This is a genomic window from Chitinophaga sp. 01L420, assembly GCF_056399985.1.
Window position 1 is genome coordinate 346,509 of the sequence record NZ_JBFTSK010000013.1, and the last position, 19,946, is coordinate 366,454.

The 19,946-nt window shown below is 44.0% G+C and carries 16 protein-coding genes; 5 read left to right on the plus strand and 11 right to left on the minus strand.

Features of this window, described 5'->3' with window-relative positions:
* Positions 1-7: 7 nt before the first annotated feature.
* Entirely contained in the window at positions 8-385 is a 378-nt protein-coding gene (acpS, locus tag AC1DP6_RS15685; protein ID WP_477055661.1) for a holo-ACP synthase, read from the plus strand.
* A gap of 11 nt (positions 386-396) precedes the next feature.
* The gene (flxY, locus tag AC1DP6_RS15690) at positions 397-1,689 is read left to right on the plus strand and encodes a flexirubin biosynthesis putative acyl-CoA ligase FlxY (protein ID WP_477021698.1); all 1,293 of its coding nucleotides are present in this window, start codon (positions 397-399) and stop codon (positions 1,687-1,689) included.
* Between the two features lie 28 nt (positions 1,690-1,717).
* Here the strand turns inward: flxY and AC1DP6_RS15695 are convergent, their stop codons facing one another.
* The 4 genes from AC1DP6_RS15695 to AC1DP6_RS15710 form a co-directional block, all read right to left on the minus strand.
* On the minus strand, positions 1,718-1,915 hold the full coding sequence (locus AC1DP6_RS15695) for a hypothetical protein (protein WP_477055662.1): 198 nt from the start codon (positions 1,913-1,915) through the stop codon (positions 1,718-1,720).
* A 49-nt stretch (positions 1,916-1,964) separates the two neighbouring features.
* Positions 1,965-2,330, minus strand: coding sequence for a DUF6169 family protein (locus AC1DP6_RS15700; protein WP_477055663.1), 366 nt, complete (start codon positions 2,328-2,330; stop codon positions 1,965-1,967).
* Between the two features lie 163 nt (positions 2,331-2,493).
* Complete coding sequence (locus tag AC1DP6_RS15705) at positions 2,494-2,646, minus strand: hypothetical protein (RefSeq protein WP_477055664.1); 153 nt, start codon at positions 2,644-2,646, stop codon at positions 2,494-2,496.
* Between the two features lie 128 nt (positions 2,647-2,774).
* Entirely contained in the window at positions 2,775-3,263 is a 489-nt protein-coding gene (locus AC1DP6_RS15710; protein WP_477055665.1) for a DUF6702 family protein, read from the minus strand.
* A 69-nt stretch (positions 3,264-3,332) separates the two neighbouring features.
* Here AC1DP6_RS15710 and AC1DP6_RS15715 point away from each other — a divergent pair, with 69 nt between their 5' ends.
* From AC1DP6_RS15715 to AC1DP6_RS15725, 3 genes are all read left to right on the plus strand, one after another.
* The gene (locus AC1DP6_RS15715; RefSeq protein WP_441572369.1) at positions 3,333-3,914 is read left to right on the plus strand and encodes a HupE/UreJ family protein; all 582 of its coding nucleotides are present in this window, start codon (positions 3,333-3,335) and stop codon (positions 3,912-3,914) included.
* Positions 3,915-3,922: 8 nt separating this feature from the next.
* Positions 3,923-6,247: a M1 family metallopeptidase gene (locus tag AC1DP6_RS15720; RefSeq protein WP_477055666.1), complete on the plus strand. Its 2,325-nt coding sequence runs from the start codon at positions 3,923-3,925 to the stop codon at positions 6,245-6,247.
* A gap of 85 nt (positions 6,248-6,332) precedes the next feature.
* Positions 6,333-7,142: an alpha/beta hydrolase gene (locus AC1DP6_RS15725; RefSeq protein WP_477055667.1), complete on the plus strand. Its 810-nt coding sequence runs from the start codon at positions 6,333-6,335 to the stop codon at positions 7,140-7,142.
* Positions 7,143-7,395: 253 nt separating this feature from the next.
* Here the strand turns inward: AC1DP6_RS15725 and AC1DP6_RS15730 are convergent, their stop codons facing one another.
* From AC1DP6_RS15730 to AC1DP6_RS15760, 7 genes are all read right to left on the minus strand, one after another.
* Complete coding sequence (locus AC1DP6_RS15730; protein WP_477055668.1) at positions 7,396-9,018, minus strand: RagB/SusD family nutrient uptake outer membrane protein; 1,623 nt, start codon at positions 9,016-9,018, stop codon at positions 7,396-7,398.
* Positions 9,019-9,044: 26 nt separating this feature from the next.
* A complete protein-coding gene (locus tag AC1DP6_RS15735; protein ID WP_477055669.1) occupies positions 9,045-12,161 on the minus strand; it encodes a SusC/RagA family TonB-linked outer membrane protein in 3,117 nt (1,038 codons plus the stop codon).
* Positions 12,162-12,549: 388 nt separating this feature from the next.
* Complete coding sequence (locus AC1DP6_RS15740) at positions 12,550-14,130, minus strand: SusD/RagB family nutrient-binding outer membrane lipoprotein (protein ID WP_477055670.1); 1,581 nt, start codon at positions 14,128-14,130, stop codon at positions 12,550-12,552.
* A gap of 12 nt (positions 14,131-14,142) precedes the next feature.
* Complete coding sequence (locus AC1DP6_RS15745) at positions 14,143-17,625, minus strand: SusC/RagA family TonB-linked outer membrane protein (RefSeq protein WP_477055671.1); 3,483 nt, start codon at positions 17,623-17,625, stop codon at positions 14,143-14,145.
* Between the two features lie 5 nt (positions 17,626-17,630).
* The gene (locus AC1DP6_RS15750) at positions 17,631-18,653 is read right to left on the minus strand and encodes a FecR family protein (protein WP_477055672.1); all 1,023 of its coding nucleotides are present in this window, start codon (positions 18,651-18,653) and stop codon (positions 17,631-17,633) included.
* A 115-nt stretch (positions 18,654-18,768) separates the two neighbouring features.
* Positions 18,769-19,353: an RNA polymerase sigma factor gene (locus AC1DP6_RS15755; RefSeq protein WP_477055673.1), complete on the minus strand. Its 585-nt coding sequence runs from the start codon at positions 19,351-19,353 to the stop codon at positions 18,769-18,771.
* Positions 19,354-19,492: 139 nt separating this feature from the next.
* A partial coding sequence (locus AC1DP6_RS15760) for a helix-turn-helix domain-containing protein (RefSeq protein WP_477055674.1) occupies positions 19,493-19,946 on the minus strand: 454 nt, incomplete at its 5' end.

Sequence of the window (19,946 nt, forward strand, 5' to 3'; positions counted from 1 at the left end):
CAGTAATATGATCATTGGTATTGGAACAGACATTGTGGAAGTACCGCGCATAGCTGCAAAGCTGGCGAAAGGAGATGGATTCCGAAACCTGGTATTTACCCCTTTTGAAATCAGTTATTGCGAACAGCAGACCAATCCGGCAGAAAGTTTTGCAGCGCGCTTCGCCGCCAAGGAAGCAGTGCTCAAAGCATTTGGTACCGGCTGGGGAAATGGTGGCATCAATTTCGATGAAATTGAGGTCCGTAATGATGAAGCAGGAAAGCCGGAGATTTTTTTAATAGGTAACGGAGCAAACAGATATACCTTGCTGGGCATAAAAAAGATATGGGTTTCTTTATCTCATGAAAAAAGTGCCGCTATTGCAATGGTTATTATAGAAGGATAAATTTAGGAGAAATGTACATACCAGATATTGAACTACAGTCGAAAGCAGCCATCAGGGCTTACCAGGAAAAGGAAGTGATGCGCCTGCTGGGTTACCTGCGGGAGTTTTCACCTTTCTATAAATCATGGTTTAAAAAACATGGTATTGCCGCCGACCAGGTTCAGTCGCTGGAAGCATTCTCCCTGATTCCTCCTGTCTCCAAAGAAGATTTACAGGAACATAACTGGGAATTTTTGTGTGTAGATAAAAGTAATATCGCCGAATACACTACTACTTCCGGTACCCTGGGCCGGCCAGTTATTGTGGCGTTAACAGAAAAAGACCTGCAACGGTTAAGCTACAACGAATACATTTCTTTTTGTTGTGCCGATGGTACCAGCAGTGATATCTATCAACTCATGCTCACGCTGGATCGTCAGTTTATGGCTGGAATGGCCTATTACAACGGCATCCGTAAACTGGGCGCCGGTGTACTGCGCGTAGGCCCCGGTGTGCCCAGCATGCAGTGGGAAAACATACAACGCATAAAGCCTACTACTATCGTGGGGGTGCCTTCTTTTATTGTTAAATTGATTGCTTACGCAAAAGAGCATCAGATAGATATTAACCAGACTTCTGTAAAGAAAGCAGTATGTATTGGTGAAAACATCCGCAACACAGATTTTTCATTGAATGTATTGGGCAAGAAAATTACAGAGCAATGGGATATCAAATTATATTCTACCTATGCCTCTACTGAAATGCAGACGGCTTTTACAGAGTGTGCTGCAGGTCAGGGGGGGCATCATCATCCGGAACTGCTTTACGTAGAGTTACTGGATGAAAATAATCAGCCGGTTGCCCCAGGCGAAGAAGGAGAGGTGACCATTACCACGCTTGGAGTAGAAGGCATGCCCCTGCTGCGTTACAAAACCGGTGATATCTGTCAGTACCATTATGATGTATGCAGTTGCGGCAGACACACGTTAAGGTTATCTCCCGTAATAGGTCGTAAAAAACAGATGATTAAATATAAAGGCACTACCCTGTATCCGCCTGCACTGTTTGATCTGCTGAATGATATGGAAGATGTGAAAGAATTTGTGGTAGAAGTATTCTCCAATGAACTCGGCACTGATGAGATTCTTTTGCACCTCTGGCCCAGAGAAGAATCCGAAGAAATGGACCGCAAGATAAAATCATATCTGCAGGCGAAATTGCGTGTAATACCGCAGGTTAGGTATACCAGTCAGCAGGATATTATGCGGATGCAGTTTCCGGAGAACAGCCGTAAACCGGTGAAGTTTGTGGATAATAGGAATTAGGAATTAATAGTAGTGTCCTAATTGAATTTTAACAAACTGATTGAGATGAAGGAAGATGATGGTTTTTATCTTCAAAATTTTCAGCCAAGACGGTGATCTTCTTTAGTTCCTTCAGCTCTTTTGTACTCAGATTTGCCTCACCGACTTTCATTAAAGTATGTATGCGTTGCATAGTTGCAGCATACGTTTGTTCAGTTAGAATGGATATATTAATTACCTTTTTCATAAACTTCCTGGATAAAACGGATGAAGAACATCAGATGACCTAAGGGTAATCATTTCAGTTTATCGCTACCTATTGAGGATCTTAGAATTGATAATTCTTTTAGAATGATAGTTTTCCGTGGGTGATTGGCAGCAAAAAGAATAGATATAAAAGTGGCGGTGTAACCACTTCCAGTAGCATCGGGTTCTAATATTTCTTCATCTATTTTCTCGAAATTTAAATCTGCCGCATAGCTTCGGAACCAACGATCAAACTTATGATGTCGGTTTATTTGGCGCCCATCGGATATGTCGCAGTTAAATACCAGAATTGAGAAATGGCCAATTTCAACCAGATAATCTTTAATGATTTCGATTATTGTTGAGCCAATTCGTATATCTAAACTCAAATTCCCTTGTGTGTAGACAGGATCCACGATTACGTAAATCGCGTTTGAAACTACAGGTAGATTATCCAATATGTCTATGATTCTCGTGGCTTCTATAAAGGTAACCTTGTATATATGCCCGTTGCTTGTCTCGAATTGATAATCAACATTAATTTCTACAGGGGAAGGATTGGAGTCAAATTGGTAGGGCTTAACCAAGCTTCTTTTTCTTAGGGTTATAGTCTTTTATTGAGCCTCCTTTAGCAATATACTCACGCAGTGAAGACTTAGCCTCATGAAGCTTTTTCAAGGCCTCAAGTGCTTTCTTATTCTCCCTTGATATGACTGTTATTGTTGGTTTCATTACTGCAATTTAATGAATTCCGTTTAATCTACTCCGTTTTACCAGCAAAAACAGTGATTATTTTTTGTTATTTATGGTAAGTAATAATGTATTTATTATATTGATTTTCAAATTATTATATTGAATTTCTAAAACCCCATCACTGCCACATCCTTCGGGTTATCCAGCTTTACACTCTTTCTTTCTCCCCGCACCAGCACATGAATCATATTCGTTTGCGTAGGATGTCTTTCATACAACAAATCGTTCTTCACCTGCACTTTCTTAGGCATGGGTACATTTTCCGCTTCCAGGAAGCTCCACACCGCATCTTCTTCTATTTTATACCCGATAAACTGCAGGGGAATGTTTTTACCGTCCAGGGTAACCGACAGGTGCCGGGCTAAATAGGCGGCGATGTAACCCTCTACCTGCTTGCGGTTGGCGGGGTGCGTAATATCAAACGATGTTTTATACTGTGCTTTGAGTGTATTTTCCAGGTCATCTGCGAAAATGCGGCAGCTTACCTGCAGCTCCTTTTTATCGGCATTATGGGAAATCTCCGTTACACTGGCATAGAAAGGGTGCAGTGCCGTCAGCCATAAAGTCATCCACCATTTACATAATAATAAACCCACTGGACTAATATTTTTTTTAAAATTAACTTTTACGCTTTATACTTACAAAATTATAGAAAGCAGTGCACAATGGATGAGTTGTATTTTCAGTTAGGGTGGCAACATATTATAAATTGGGATGCTTATGATCATATTCTCTTTGTAATAGCGTTGAGTGCCATTTACTTACTGCGTGATTGGAGAAAAGTGCTGGTATTGGTGACGGCTTTTACAGTTGGGCATTCTATCACCCTGGCATTGAGCGTATTACATATTATCCGTATACCCGGTCCGCTGGTGGAATTCCTGATACCTGTCACCATTTGTGTGACGGCCATCTCCAATATCCTGCGAAGGGACGAAGAGCCACAGAAATTACAGCTCAACTATTTTTACGCACTGTTTTTCGGATTAATTCACGGATTGGGGTTTTCCAATTATCTGAAAAGTTTGCTGGGCAGCCAGGCAAATATCGTTCAACCACTCCTGGGATTCAATTTAGGGCTGGAATTCGGGCAGATCCTCATCGTGATGAGTATATTGCTTATATCAACCGGAATCGTGAAAATCGGGCATATTAAACGCCGCGACTGGAATATGTTCCTGTCGTCTGCTACATTTGGAATTGCTTTTTTAATGGTTATACAAGGCGTGAGAGCGCTGTTTTTTTAATACTGTTTATGAGAAAATATCTTTACCTCGCCGGGGTACTGTGTGGCAGCGTATGTGCGTTGCAGGCGCAGAACAACCCGGGATCCAACCATGGCAACCGTTTTGAGCAGCTGGGCACTATGCTGCAAACGCCCAACATGTACCGCTCTGCTTCCGGCGCTCCCGGGCCTAAATACTGGCAACAACGCGCCGATTACGAAATAGAGGCACAACTGGACGATGCAAAGCAAAAGCTGACCGGTGCAGAAACCATTACCTACTTCAACAATTCTCCCGATCCGCTGACCTATCTCTGGTTACAGCTCGATGAGAATGAACACGACCCTAACAGCGATAACCAGCAGTTTAATGAAAGCCGCATGTCAGATAAAATGACCATGGCTACATTGAACAGCCTGTTGCCTTCCACTAAGGACCTGGGTGTGAAGATCGTGAAGCTCACCGATGCAAATGGTACGGCACTGCCTTATACGGTTAACCAGACCATGATGCGCATTGACCTGCCTAAACCATTGATGCCAGGCGAGAAATACCGCTTCAAAGTATCCTGGTGGTATAACATCTCTGATCGTATGACCGTAGGTGGTCGTGGTGGTTATGAATATTTTCCGGAAGATAAAAATTACCTGTATACCATTACCCAGTGGTATCCACGCTTAGCTGTGTATTCCGATTTCCAGGGCTGGCAAAACAAACAGTTTACGGGAAGAGGAGAGTTTGCACTCACCTTCGGTAATTTTCGTGTACGCATGACAGTGCCCGCCGACCATGTGGTAGGCGCCACCGGCGAATGTCAGAACTACAAGGAAGTACTTACACCAGCGCAATACCAGCGCTGGCAGCAGGCACAAACCAGTAAAGAACCGGTGGAAGTTGTCACCCTCGATGAAGCAAAGAAAGCGATGCAGGGCAGCGCAGCGAATACCAAAACATGGGTATACGAAGCGCAGAACGTACGCGACTTTGCATTGGTATCTTCCCGCCGCATAGTATGGGATGCACTGGCCACCAACGTAGAAGGCAATAAGGTAATGGCCATGTCGTACTATGGTCCCGAAGCGTACCCGCTTTATCGCCGTTACTCTTCCAAAGTAGTGGCACATACGGTAAAATCCTATTCTAAACATACCATCCCTTACCCTTACCCGGTGGCTATTTCAGTAGAAGCGGCCAACGGGATGGAATACCCGATGATTTGTTTCAACTACGGCCGTGCTGATAAAGACGGTACCTATTCTGAAGCCACCAAAAACGGTATGATAGGCGTTATTACCCACGAAGTAGGGCATAACTTCTTCCCCATGATTGTGAACTCTGATGAAAGACAGTGGACCTGGATGGATGAAGGCCTGAATACTTTCTGCCAGTTTATGGCGGAACAGGAGTGGGACAGCAACTTCCCATCCGGCCGTGGACCTGCGCATAAGATTGTGGATTATATGAAGATGCCAAAAGATCAGCTGGAGCCGATTATGACAAACTCCGAAAATATTGTGCAGTTTGGACCTAATGCCTACGCTAAACCAGCTACTGCATTGAATATTCTCCGGGAAACAGTCATGGGCCGCGATCTGTTTGATTTCGCTTTCCGTGAATATGCACGCCGCTGGGCTTTTAAACATCCTACACCGGCAGACTTTTTCCGCACCATGGAAGATGCTTCTGCAGTTGATCTGGACTGGTTTTGGCGCGGATGGTTCTTTGGTACCGAGCCGGTAGACATCTCCCTGGACAGCGTTAAATGGTACAAAATGGATGGCAAAGATCCTAATGAAACAGCGAAAGCAGCACAGGCAGCCTACGATAAAGGTATGGACCATGTGGCGAGACAGAAAAACAAGGCTGCTGGTGTAAAATATACCGTAGATCAGGATACCAGTCTGCAGGACTTCTACAGCAAATGGAACCGCTTTGAGGTAAACCCCGAAGATAAAGCTGCCTATAGCCAGTTTTACAATGGATTAAGCCGCGAAGAAAAAGTACTGTACGATAGTAAGAAAAACTTCTACCAGCTTACCTTCTCCAATAAAGGAGGCCTCGTGATGCCACTGATCATTGAGTGGACCTTTACCGATGGCACCAAAGAAACAGACCGGATCTCTGCCTATATCTGGCGCAAAGATGAAAATGAAGTGACTAAAGTGTTTGCGAAAGATAAGCAGGTGGTAGCTGTAAAAATCGATCCATTGCGTGAAACCGCAGATATCGATGAAAGCAATAACAGCTGGCCCCGGGAAGCTACTCCGTCTAAATTTGAGCTGTTTAAGGCAGCCGGAGCGGTACGCGGTGCCTCTACCGGCGACAACCCGATGAAGAAAGCAAATTCGAAATAAACAAGCTATTTTATATTTTGTGGCGGCTATCATCTCGTATGATAGCCGCCTTATTTTTTAAAACGCCTTTTTAAAAGCCTAAGTTATGAACAGACTAGCCAGTCTTTTACTATTGATATGCCTGGTGCAAACCGCCAGGGCGGCGGATGTAGACACTGTAAGTATCCGCAGCGATAAAATGCACCGTGCCTACAAATGTGTAGTCATAACTCCATCGTCTTATAAAAACGGTACGCAGCGCTATCCCGTGGTATATCTCCTGCATGGCGCCGGCGGCAATTATGCCAACTGGGTAAAAAATGTGCCCATAGTAAAAGAACTGGCCGACGCTTATCAGTGTATGATCGTATGCCCCGATGGAGCGGTCTCCAGCTGGTATTTCGATAGCCCGGTAGACAGCACCATGCGCTTCGAAACCTATGTGTCTAAAGAAATTCCTGCTTATATAGATCAACATTACCAGACATTGCCCGAACCTGCTCACCGGGCTATTGCCGGTCTGAGTATGGGTGGACACGGGGCCTTATTCCTCGCTATCCGCCATTCGGATGTATTTGGGGCGGCAGGTAGTATGAGTGGTGGGGTGGATCTTCGCCCCTTCCCGAAAAACTGGGACCTGGCAAAACGCCTGGGCCCTGCGGGAACAGACGGCGCTAACTGGACCGACTATATGGTTATTAAACAGGTAGAAAGTCTGAAGCCCGGTACTTTATCGCTGATCATCGACTGCGGAGTGAAGGACTTTTTTATTGATGTAAACCGGGATCTGCATAAAAAATTATTGTTGGTGGGTATCGATCACGACTATACGGAGCGTCCAGGGGAACATAACTGGGCTTACTGGAGTAATGCCATCAAGTACCAGCTGCTGTTCTTTCACGAGTTTTTTCAGTAAAAACTTTAAACAGGAAAGCCGGTCTTTAACAAGACCGGCCTTTTACTTTGTCCAATTCCTATGAAAAATTAAATATTTGTTCTCTAAAAAAAGTCCGTCAGCAGGAATACCAACGGCTATTATTTGAATGTGACCTATGTTGATTGAATGCTAAGCGAAATATGTAAAGAACCGCGAGGTTTTATATAATGCCGGTCCTCAACAGGACCGGCCTTTTTTATGCACGCGATTCAAAATAAAAAGTTGAATAATATCATGGTTTATCCCACCAGAGACGGGTACCGGCATTGTCAAGCCCCCCGAGCAATGTCACTGCTTTATCCACTTCCGCTTTGTTGGAAGTATACTCTGTATTCGGGAATGGTAATCTTCTGATCTGGATGGTGGTACTCACCAGGCCATTACTGTAGTTGTTTACCACGGTGAATAATTTAGGATATCCGGTTCTGCGGAATTCAGACCATGCTTCCTGTCCTTCTGGGAACACGGAGATCCATTTCTGTGTGATAATACGTTCCAGCTTCTTATCGAAAGCTGCTGCGTCATCCCACTTGATGGTAACATCGGTAGTAGCTGGAGCATTGTTAACGGCAAACTGCGGATCTACGTAAGCAATAGGTTTGCTGGTATTATCATTCAGGTAGTTGGAAATGCTGGCAGCATCTGCATCCCACTGTGCCAGTGAAATACCTACTCCTTTTTCATATAGTTGCTGTGGTGTTCCACCAGTGTTTTTCCAGCCTCTTAAAGCCGCTTCTGCACGGAGGAAAAATACTTCTGCAGATACCATCAGCTGTATAGGTGTGTTGTTACGGAAAGTTTTAGTTTCTCTGACGGCAGGAACGGAATAACCAGTGTAACCAGGTTTTGCAGTAATAGTACTACCAATACGGATACCTTTATACGTGTTAGGATAGCTAACAGAGTGGTCAAAGTATTTTGGAAGACGCGGATCTTTATAACCAACGAGGAACGATTCCATAGATGCACTCATGGAACAATCTGTCCAGGAGGTAACAATGGTAAACAGTGGATGTCTCAGACCAAAGCCAGAAACCTGCACGTTGTCTTTGTTGATTTCCATTACGCCTCCGTTAGCAGGGTCCAGTGCTTTTTCACCTTCCGCCTGTGCACGGGCAGCATCCACTTTTACAATGCGCAGCGCCAAACGTAAACGTAAGGAGTTGGCAAACTTAATCCATTGCTTGTAATCACCGGCATACACCATATCAAACTTGCCGAACGGCGTTAAGCCAGGATGTGCAGCTACGAAAGCTTTCAGTGTAGTATTAGCGGTGTCCAGCTCTTTAAAGAAACGATCGTATATCACGGATTGTGCATCATAGGAGGAAGTAGTACCACCACTACCATAACTGCTGTATGGAATAGGGCCGTAAACATCCGTTACCCGGTGCATGGCTTCTACTTTCAGGATCAGCGCTATTGCCCAGAAATCAGGTGCAATGGTTTGTGCTCCTCTGCGTTTGATTTCATTAATAGGCGCCATTACGTTATTATAAGCCAGGTTGAAAGTGGAGTTATTCCAGCCATCAATCATCTTATAAGATATATTACTCTGGTTTCCCTGGAAATCATGAGGAGGGGTCAGGTAACCGGAGTAAGCATCCGCATTCAGATTTTGTTGCAGCTGATAGTCAGCTGTGGTATTGCCGAAATTGAAATAGATAGAAGACTGAATCTGCGGAAAGAATCCACCGATGAAGTTAAAATCTGCTTTCAGGTCGTCTTCACCTAATCCGGTTTTATCGGTATTATATTCCTCGAATTTTTTTGTACAGGCACTCATGGCCAGTATGCCTGCCGCAAGCGCGATAGCAGTTAATGGTTTGTATAGTTTGAATCTGATCTTTTTCATCTGCTTTGATTTAAAGGTGAACATCATTAAAATCCAACATTCAGGCTAAAGCCATAACTACGGTTAGCAGGCATACTGAAAATGTCTACACCAGAAAGACCGTTGCCGGTAGACATGGTGATTTCAGGATCATATGGCGCCTTTTTGGTAATGTACCAGAGGTTTCTGCCAATCAGGGTCATACGGATGCTTTTCACGAAGCCATGTCCAAGTGCACTGGATGGGATCGTGTAAGCAAGTGATGCTTCACGTAATCTTACAACAGTACCATCATACATGTACTCGCCGGTAACACCATCACGTCCGCCTATTACACCATACCAGGTGGCGGCATCAATTTTGTTTACTTCTTTTTTAGTTTCTGTATTGATACCATTGATGGTTACACCACCATTTTTACGCGCATCGCCGGTTTCAGCAGATACACCGTATTTATCCAGCAGCGCTTGTGTCAGTGACATTACTTTACCACCAAATTTGCCATCTACCAGGAAGTTCAGGCTGAAGTTTTTGTAGCTAAGGTTGTTGCTCCATCCACCCTGCCATTTAGGAGTAGGGTTACCTATCAGCACGTTGTCGGAAGTAACCACTGGTTTGCCATCAGCACCGATCTGTACACGCCCCTGATCATCACGCACCAGTGTTTTACCATAGATGTCACCATAAGAACTACCTTTCGACAGGATTAATGCATAGTTGTTTGAGTTGGGAGGAGTGAGTACAAACTGATCAATGTTTGGCGCCAGTTCTATCACTTTGTTTTTATTCTGAGAGTAGTTGATAGTGGTATTCCAGTTGAAATTTTTGGATTTAATCACATTGTAACCTAAGATTACTTCCACACCTGAGTTCTGGATATCTCCTGCATTGATGAAGCGGAAGCTGTAACCGGTTCCTGGTGGTACGGCAATCTGGAAGTATTGATTTTTGGTATTGGTTTTATAGTAAGTGAAATCAAAGCTTAATCTGTTCTGGAGGAAACGCCATTCTGTACCTAATTCAAATGATTTTGTTCTTTCTGGTTTCAGGTCAGTGAAAGGCGCCTGGTTGTTGAATACAAATGTTCCGCCTACCGCACCTAACCTGTTTCTTGGGTTAGTTACATACACTGGAACCGAGTTACCTACATCTGCAAAAGACACGCGTACTTTACCATAGCTTACTGGTTCTGGTAAGTTCAGCAACTGATGTACCATTAATGAAGCACCTACAGAAGGATAGAAATAAGATCCGTTTGGTGTGAATGCCAGTTTGGAAGACCAGTCGTTACGACCGGAGAAGTCCAGGAATACGAGGTCTTTAAATGACAGGTTCACGTTACCAAATACCGCCTGTAATTGTTCGTGATTTTCTGGTGCGGTGAGAATTAAACTACCTGGTGTCATGTTCTGCAATGCAAAGAAATTGGCTACATACAGATCACCGTTGAAAGAATCGCCGAGTGTACCTTTGGTACGGACATCACTGATACTGGTACCTAAGAGCGCATTTAATTTAAACTGACCGAAAGATTTATTCAGGTTTACGATGAAGTCACCATACATCTGTGTAGTAGTGAGTTCGCTGGTGATGTAACGGCCATTAGGACCTGATAATACACCCTGTGTACCTGCGTAAATTTTTCCATCATAGTTATCAGTGGTACGGTCTATATTACCACGTGCCTGTACATATAACCAATCAGCAACATCATACTTGCCGGAGAGGCTGGCCAATGTTCTGTTACGTTTAGCTTCGCTGCCATTTCTGTTAACGATCCAATATGGATTTTGCTGCAAATCCTCATCAAAAGGCCAGTTTTGCAGATCGATCTGACGGTCTTTATCAAATTTGGTATAGTTTGTTTTATAAGGCGACATATCTACACCTCTTGGGAACAGGTACAAACCAGTCAGCGGGTTAAAGTATAAACCGTTTACAGGGCCGTTGTCCAAAGATTGTGTGACGATATTCACATTACCATCCAGCGTCAATTTATCATTCAGGAATTTACCGGTTTCTCTGAAAGTAAAGTTATTACGTTTCAGGTCATTGCCTGGCATTACACCCTGTGCAGTAGTATTGGCATAGGAGATGAAAGTTTGTGCTTTTTCTGTACCACCGGAGAAATTGATGGAGTTGATCCAGGTATTACCTGTGCGGTAGAAATCACCGATATTATCGTGTGCATTGCTGATTTCTTTACCCCAGCTCTGTGTAGATCCTGGTTCAGTAGGACCATATGAATTCTGCAATTTCGGAGTATAAGCAACTTTATCCAGGGTGATACCGCTGGAGAATTCTACTTTGGAATTACCTGCTTTACCTTTTTTAGTGGTAATGAGGATAACACCATTGGCGGCCTGGCTACCATATAACGCGGATGCGGAAGCACCTTTTAATACAGAGATACTTTCGATATCATCCGGGTTCAGGTTGGAGATACCATCACCACCATCACGACCAGGAGAGTAGGTAATGTTACCATCACCACCCCAGGTACTGTTAGGTTGTTGTGTGGTATAGTTGGTCATTGGAATACCATCTATTACATACAACGGTTGGTTGGAACCCTGTGCGGATTTGCTACCACGGAGGGTTACTTTTACGGAACCACCTACGCCGGAACTGCTCTTGCTGATATTGATACCAGGAGCTTTACCATTGAGAGAGTTCATTACGTTCGCATCTTTAATCGTGCTGATTTCTTCGTTGCCGATGCGCTGTGTAGAGTAAGTGAGTGATTTGGCCGCTTTCTTTACACCGAGTGCGGTTACTACCAGTTCATTTAATCCTTTAACGTTGTCATTGAGTCTTACATTCACAGATTGGCTGCTACCTACTGTTACTTCGGTAGGTTCAAATCCGATAGAGGTGAATACCAATACATCACCTGATTTTGCGGCAAGGTGATAGGCACCCTGGTTATTTGTTTGAGTACCTTTGGTGGTTCCTTTTATTTGTACGGAAACACCAGGAAGTAAAGTTCCTTTGGCATCCTTTACGGTGCCGCCGATTTCTTTTTCCTGATAAGCGCTACGGAATGAAGATGTGGGCGACCAGGGATTGCCGGCTGCCTTCACATATGCACTGTCTGCTAATATGGAAGTGAGCGCCAGACCGGTCATAGCACACACTTTCATAAGGCGTAGGTTTTTTTTCATACTTGCCTTTTTTTTGGTTAATAAATGGGATTTGTATTGTTGAATTAAACTGACCATTTTTAATAGCGTGCATTTGTTAGAAAATACGGAGCCGTTAGCATGGCGCGCACCATCCTTCGGGTCCTGATATTATACTTGTTTTACTGTTGGCTACCTGTCCATAGGGGCGTGCAAAGCCTCATTGCTCATGGCAATGTGTAATCCGGGTTGAGTCGCAGCAGTATATTGTTATGTGTTTTCCTTACATGAAATGTTGTTTTTATAACGTCCTATTTTTACAGGCAGCATAGCTAATGAGCGCTGAAATGTTGCGCTACAGGAAAGGAGTCGTGTGTACGTATAAATAGTACTATCGGGTTTTAAAAAATTCTTAACTTTTTTTTAATTCTTAACGAAGGTCCCACCAGAGCGGCGTTCCGCCATTGTCTGCACCTTTTAATGTGCGTACTGCACGGGCTACTGCCTGAGGATTCGTGTTCAACTCCCGTTGTGGCATGGGTAAGCGGCGGATAAATTTTTCTGAAGAGATAGTACCATTACTATTATTGATCACTACCGGAAATAATTTAGGATAGCCGGTGCGGCGAAATTCGCTCCAGGCTTCCTGTCCTTCCGGAAACATGGCAATCCATTTCTGGGTGATGATGCGTTCCAGCTTTGTTTGTACATTGTCACCCTCGTCCCATTTAATGGTGATGGTGCTTAAATGTCTGTCGCCGGCTGGTACATTGTTATCTGCATTTTGTGGATCAATATAGGGTTTGGGCTTGTCCACATTATTATTCATATAGTCGTTAACGTTACTGATATTGTACTGTTTGAAAGAAGCCGTAATACCGGCTGCATAGTTCGCTGCGGCCGTACCCGCGCCCTTCCAGCCATACAATGCTGCCTCCGCCTTCAGGAAGTATGCTTCGGCCGTTGTCATGAATTGTATTTTACTTTCAAATCTGACAAGCGGAGAAAACCCACTGTATTCTTCTTTTGCAGAAATTTTAATACCATTACGGATACCATGATATACATTAATACCATCATCGGTAGGGACAAAATAATGGGATAACCGCGGATCTTTGTAACCAGTGAGAATGGATTCCATGGGTGCGCTCATCCGCAAATCTGCCCAGGTGTAACACATAATATTCAACGGGTGTGTGACCGGCGAAATATTCACTGCAAAATTATCCTCCGGAGCAGATTGCAGTAAGCCCAAAGGATGACTGAGCGCAGCTTCCCCTTCTTCTTTGGCCTTTTTAGGGTCTACACCTGAAATACGTATGGCCAGCCGCAAACGCAGGGTGTTGGCAAATTTTACCCACTGGGTATAATCGCCTTTATATACGAGGTCAAATGCCTGAATGCGTTGTGGTGCTCCTCTTTTAATATAAGCAGTGAGTGTGTCTATACCCTGTGCTAAATCTTTGAAAAATGCATAGTAGGCTTCTTGCTGGGAGTCATATTCTATCCCCATTTCTCCGTTGGTTTCACCATAATGGGTATAAATAATTGGTCCGTAAATATCACTGAGGCGATGCATGGCTTCTACTTTGATGATCTGCGCCCAGGCATAAAAATCAGTGAAGGTATCCTTGGATTTCATCTGCGCAAAGTCGCAGGTCTTCATCACCCGGTCGTAGGTAACTACCCAGGGGTTGTTGTTCCAGTAATACAGTAACCCGTAATTGGTGTTGTTAACATTCCCTTCAAATGGAGTAGGGGCCATCATGTAACCGGAAAATACGTCTGCATTCAGATTCTGTTGCAGTTGTGCAGTAGGAGGGTCGTTGTAAATGAGCAGGTTTAACTGCGCCTGTGATAAAGGTTCCCCCATCAGCCGGAAGTCGGCTTTTAGTTCATCCTCATCAAAATCGTAGGGATTTTTGTTAATCTCAGCAAACTTCTTCGTACAGGCACTTGCCAGCAAAACAGCCAATAGGGCGAATAATGTGGTGATTTTCCAGTTTTTCATTTGTGAGTATTTTTAAATTCCTAATCTCAGGTTGATGCCCATGCTGCGCACAGGCGGTAATCCGAATACATCTACGCCCTGCAAACCATTGCCGGTGCCCATAGATACTTCCGGATCAAATGGTGCATGTAATTCAAAAAAGAACAGGTTCCGGCCAATGATCCCCATGCGCATATTGCGGATCCATTTCCACTTTAAAGGAATGCGATAGCTCAGGCTCAATTCCCGTAAACGGATATTGGTGGCACTGTACATATACATTTCCCCGATACCTGCCCTGCTGCCAATGGTAGTGTAATAAGTTTGCGCGTCAATTTTTCCGGTATAAGGACTTCCGTCTTTGTTTACCGCCTTAATGCTTACCCCTCCGTTATCCCGTGCCAGGGCGCTTGTTTCACTTACGCCATACCAATCTAATACCGCCTGGGTTACACTCATTACTTTTCCGCCAAAACGGCCATCTATCAGAAAGCTCAGATTTAAATTTTTATAGTCTATGCTGTTATTCCATCCCAGCGTAAAATCCGGATTGGGATTCCCTACTTTTTTAAATGCATTACGTGTTTGTAATTTGCCTGCAGCGTCCAGCATATAAGCCCCCTTTTCATTCTGCACCAGTTCTTTGTTAGAGTAAATATCTCCCCACGACCCGCCTTCCATGATAAAGGAGCCGAACATATTCACACCGAAATCTGTCAGCACAAACATGCTGCTGGTGTCTGCTCCAATGATCCGGGAATTGGTAAGCGATACGATCTTATTTTTATTAGTCGCAAAATTAATGGTGCTGGTCCAGGAAAAATCTTTATTGCGTATAGGCATTAACGTGAGTGTTGCTTCCAGTCCCTGGTTCTGTATATTACCCATGTTCAGATAGTAGGTGTTATACTTGATACCCAGCGGAGCCGGCACTTCCATGTACTGTTTGTAGTTATTATTTTTGTAGAAAGTAATATCTGCCGTAATCCTGTTTTTGAACAGATGCGTTTCCAGTCCTATCTCAAAGGCACGGTTATCTTCCGGTTCCAGGGAAAGACCCGGATAGAGGATCCGTTGATTAAGCATTACCCGGCTAACACCGGCAATAGTTTGCAAAGAAAACTGCGCCGGCCGGGAAGAATAAGCGGCAATGTCGTTGCCTACACGCGCATAGGAAATCCTTGAGCGCAGAAAATCTATGGGCGCCGGCATTTTAAACATATCGCTCCACACAGCAGAGAGGCCGGCAGAATAATAAAAATATCCTTTATCCATTGTAGACGTGAAAGCAAAGGTGCTGGACCAGTCGTTTCGGCCGGTGAGATCCAGGAAGAGGAAATTTTTAAATCCCGCCTGCACATTGGCAAACAGGGCCTGCAGCTGCTTCTGATCTATACTGTGCTGCGCATCCATAGAATTGCTCGTAATATTGGATACGGAAAATTTATTCGGATAAATCAAACCGGGATCAGCATTGGGGTTGGAGCCATTGAAAGTACGTTCATGTGCTTTGGTATCTGTAATACTTGCGCCAATATTGCCTGCGAGGTTCAACCACTTATTTATTTTCTTGCTGGCATTCACCATCAGATCTCCGTAGAGTTGTGTATTGAATTCTCTTTCCAGTGTATAGCGTCCATTGGAGCCAGCCAGCACGATCTGTGTGCCGGCATACGCTTCCAGCTCATACTGATCCAGTGATTTGTCGAAGTTGGCGCGTCCTTTCACGGCTAACCAGTCGTTGAGCTGCCAGGTAAGCGACAAAGTGGCCAATCCCCGGTATCGGGTGTCCAGTCGCAGGTTACGCAGCAATGCCCACATCGGGTTTTGCTGATCATCCTGCCCTATCCATCCTTTATCATTCCGGATATCCCACCAGTTCTGCATATACAGGCTACGGCTGGCATCGTAATATTCGAAGTTGTTTTTATAAGAACTAAAATCCTGTCCCCGTGGAAAAGTATACAAACCGGAAATAGGACTGTAGTATAATCCGGACGACAACCGGTTCTCTGTATTTTGTGCAGTAAAAGAAACGTTGGCGTCCATTACCAGTTTTTCATTCAGCAGCTTTAATGTTTCGCGCAGGTTGACAGTATGTCTGTTGAATTTATTGGTAGGCAATATGCCTTTATTGGTGGTGTTGGCGTAGGAAAAATAACTTTGTGCTGTTTCGGTGCCGCCACTGAAGGCGATGGTGTTGGTCCAGGTGGATCCGTTATTATAGAAATTTTTTACATGGTCAGGAGCCTGTATGGGCTTGCCCCAACTACCGAGGGAGCCGGGTTGCGGCTTACCTACCCGGTCGATCCCGGGAGGATCTGTTTGTCCGTAACGGTATTGTAAAGAAGGTAGGAGAGAAGGTGTTTCCCTGGTGTAATCAGAGGAAACATCAATTTTACTTTTGCCGGGTTTACCTTTTTTGGTAGTAATGAGGATCACGCCATTCGCGGCCTGACTGCCATACAGTGCAGCTGCGGAAGCGCCTTTCAGGATGCTGATGCTTTCAATATCATCAGGATTGATATTGGAAATACCGTCTCCGCCATCCCGGCCTCCGGCGCCTGTGATATTGTGTGATTGCCCCCACACATCTGTTGGTTGGGAAGGCGTGTAATTAGCGTAAGGTACTCCATCTACAATATAGAGTGGCTGATTTTCCCGGGTAGATTTGTTGCCACGCAAAACTACCCTTACAGATCCGCCAATACCGGAAGCACTGCGGGTAATAGTGGCGCCGGCTGTTTTCCCGTTCAAGCAGTTAATCACATTGGCATCTTTCACCAGTTGCAGATCATCTCCATCCAGTTGTTGTGTAGCGTAAGGAAGCTCTTTGGCTTTTTTCTGCAGTCCAAGCGCAGTTACAACCAACTCGTTCAGTGCTTTCACGTTTTCCTGCATACGTACATTGATTTCATCTTCTGTACCTACCAGTACTTCGCGGTTTAAAAAACCTACGCTACTAAACACAAGCATATCGCCGGTGCTGGCTTTTAATGTAAAACCAGCATCGGCGTTTGTTTGGGTCCCTTTATTAGTGTGTTTAATCTGTATGGTTACTCCCGGGAGCGGCGTGCCTTTATTGTCGCGTACTATTCCTTTGATGTCCCTTTCGAGTGATACATGATTTAGCAGATCTACAGTGGGTGAGGGTCCGGTGTCACTTGCTGCGCCTACAATGATTTTGTTATTGATTCGGGTAAACTTTAATCCTGACTGAGTTGACATTAACGCGAGCACCTCATCGATGGGTGTTTTGTTGCAGTTTAAGGTGATCTTTTTCTTCAGGTTAAGATCAGTCTTGTCGTAGTGAAAGTTTAGCCCTGTTTTTACCGAAATTTCGGTCATTACATCTTCCAGGTTTTTATTTTTTACCTGGATGGTGACAACAGTCGGTGGCGGGTCGGGTGTTTGCGTGATAGCGCTAGTCGTAGTGTTCAAGCTCCCCGCCAACAATAGTGTCAGCATCAACCCCATGGATACAAACCATTTCACGGGGCATGGCCTTACCCTCATATGGACTAGTTTTTGTTTTGCAGATAAACGGTGTCGTTTTTAATGGTATAGGAAAGTGATTTAGCCAGGCTGATGATGTCCATTACTTCTTTCAGGTTCTCATTTTTGAAAGATCCGTTGTAATTCCATTCTTTTTTGTTGCTTTCATTCATAACGGTAACACCATAACGATTTTCTATTCCTGTTACTACCTCATTATAAGGAGCATCTTTAAATACCAGGTAGCCTTGTTTCCAACCGGTAATTTCTTCTGGTTTATTGAAAGTGGTTTTTATGAGACTGAGTGAAACCCGGTCATAGCTGATCTGTTCGCTGGGAAGCAGGATCAGTGAGCTTGTTTTAGCTGTGCTGTTATTTAATTGGTCAACTTTTACTTTACCACTTACCAGGGCTACAATTACTTTATGCTCGCTGGCATAGGCCCTGATATTGAAAGAAGTACCTAATGCGGTGGTAGCCAGTTCGCCGGCATTCACCACGAAGCGTCTGCGCGGATCGGCGGCTACGCTAAAGAAGGCTTCACCTTCTTCCAGGAAAATGGTCCGGCTGCTATCGCTGAAATGTTCGGGATAGCGCACCTTGCTACCGGCATTGAGTTCCATGGTACTACCGTCTTCCAGCGTAATACTTTCTTTATGTCCTTTGATGGTAGCGATTTCAACGAACCCATTTCTGATCACCCGGTTAGCATGGTTAACAGCCATTGGTGCCGATATTGGGCCGGGGCCCGGCTGATGTACTTTTGATGACTGGTTAAACCAGAAAAGGCTGGCTGCAAGCAATACCGCTGCCGCCGCTGCATACCAATAGCGGACATTCATCCGGCGTACCGGTATAGCAGGCGTAATGTGCAGGTTCAATTGCCCTTTTATCTGATCAAGTTCCCGGTCAAGCTCTTTTTCTTCTATGTAGGTGGACTGATGACGATTGATATTCTCAAACCATTGATCTACAATAGCCGCTTCCTCCGGTGAGCAACTCCCCTGATTATATCGCTCCAGCAATATTTTTATCTGTTCTGTGTCCACCTTGTTGGCGTTTTATGCGTTCTTAAGTCGTAATAACGTGGAAAAGGTACCATTGTACCTCGCTTTTTTTTCCTGGTTAATCGTTTTTGCACTGGTACCGGCATAAAGCCGATGACTATATAGTGAAATAAACGAGTAGCAAAATGATGATAAGGTCTGTTCTGGCGTAGTTGGCCCTTAATATCTTTAATGCTTTGGTAATCTGGTTTTTAACTGTTTGTTGAGACAGGCCTAAATGCGTGGATATCTGTTCTACAGTCAGGTTCTCAAAGCGGCTGAGCATAAAGATTTCTTTCATGCGCTCAGGCAAATGATTGATCGCTTCAAACAGTTCCTGTGTTCTGGCTTTATTATCCACTGTTTCCGTAATTGAATGAGGCTGTGCATCGAAATGCTCGATCAGCTGCTGCAGGTATTTGCGGTAAGTGGCGTTTTTACGGTAAATGTCTATGATTTTGTGACGGGCTACCTGGTACAGATAGGCCTTCAATGATTCTTTCAGAATCAAAGATTGGCGCTTTTCCCATAAGGAAATGAAGAGCTCCTGCAGTACATCTTTGCTGATCTCTGCCGCATCCAGTTTGCTGTGTATAAATAAATACAATGGCTTACTATAGCGGTCGTAGATGGCATTGAAGGCAGCGCAATCATCGCTTTTAAGCAGCGATACTAACTGGTTATCGGAAAAACTGCTGTACATCGAATTACAGTAGTAATTAAGCGTTTTGGTTGATAATTACTGGAAATGAATGTAAGAAGAAAATTTTGATATTTTCATATTTGGTTACTTACTTTTTAAAATAACTAAATAACCAAATAATAAAATAATTATATTTTTATCATGCTTCCTTCAGACGCAGTTCATTTTTATATTCTTTTGGTGTTTTACCTACTATTTCCTTGAAGAAACGATTGAAATTGGAGAGATTCTTAAACCCGCAGGAATAAGCGATTTCAGCGATGGACCAGTCTTCTTCCGTCAAGCGCTTACAGGCATGGCCTATGCGCACTTCATTCAAAAACTGTACAAAGGATTTTTTAGTGCGGTTCTTAAAGAAGCGACAAAAAGATTGTGGTGACAGATTAGTAATACTGGCCACATCCTGCAGGGATATTTCCTTGGAGAAGTTATTCATTACATATTTGAAAACTTCATCAATCTTATGGTTATCCTTTACATTATAAGCATGTGAATAACCAGTGCTGGCCAGGTAATAGCAGTCACGTGTTTCTGATAATGTTTTTAAGATGTGTAACAGGGAAATAATCCTGTCCAGCCCTTCTTTCCTGGGC